2 protein-coding genes are annotated in these 831 nt (G+C 53.5%); both read right to left on the minus strand.

Features of this window, described 5'->3' with window-relative positions:
* The coding region (locus ABJ99_RS01365; protein ID WP_195842895.1) for a Rha family transcriptional regulator at window positions 1-317 on the minus strand (317 nt) is incomplete at its 3' end.
* A 5-nt stretch (window positions 318-322) separates the two neighbouring features.
* Window positions 323-831 (minus strand): DUF3158 family protein (locus ABJ99_RS01370; RefSeq protein ID WP_054084294.1); only part of this gene is annotated, 509 nt, incomplete at its 5' end.

Raw genomic sequence — 831 nt, forward strand, 5'->3', positions numbered from 1 at the left:
TCCTTCCAGCGTGCAGCTTCCTTGCCGGTGAACCCCATGCACAGAAAAGTAAAGCCATCGCGGGTAATGCGGAATGCTGGGTCTTTACGCGTTCTACCCATACCTAAATCAACGTCAATTTGTATGGGCTCAAAATTGAGCTTATGAAAAGAGTCCGTACAATCAAGGGCTTTGATGGCCTTGATTACATTCTTATGCAGCTTCCCAAAGTGCGATGCGATATCGACGCTGGTCGTCATGGGCTGGCCCTTGACCATTTCGATGCTGACCTCGGAAGTCACGTTAGCGTTGGAAGAAGTGACGATTGATTCAGTCATTGCAATTACTCCTGAGAGACATTGGCGACGCGGGATTGGTTGATCTGTTGCAGCCGTTCTGCGTAAACGGCATCAGCCTGGGCCATCTTCTCGGCACACTCGGCAGCCTGACGGCCGATGCTATGGACCAGACTGATCTGCATGTTCAAAGCGACGCGTTGCTGTTCCATGGCGTGCAGATCCTGGAGCAGTGATTCGGGGGTTCTGGGATCGGTCAGTAAGCTGGACCAGACATTGACGCCCATCTGCCGAGTGCCCATCTCCTGCCAGCGAAGAAAAACGGTGCCGGCGCTTGTGCGTTGCCGAACCATCCGAACCGGTAGAAGGGTGTAGGGATGTCTGTTCGCCTGGGCCAGCACTTGATCTTCGGCCAGCGCGTTCAAATCGTCTTCAAGGGAACGGCACAGCTCGGTCAACTGGAGCATCCCCCCCTTACCTTTAAAAGGTTTTAAAAGGCCTTTTAGGAAGGGCGCGTGTTGCAGGGTGCTGAAAGCATCCTGTTGCAGAGGCTGAA

The organism is Pseudomonas syringae pv. cilantro (assembly GCF_001293775.1).
GTDB classification, from domain to species: domain Bacteria; phylum Pseudomonadota; class Gammaproteobacteria; order Pseudomonadales; family Pseudomonadaceae; genus Aquipseudomonas; species Aquipseudomonas syringae_P.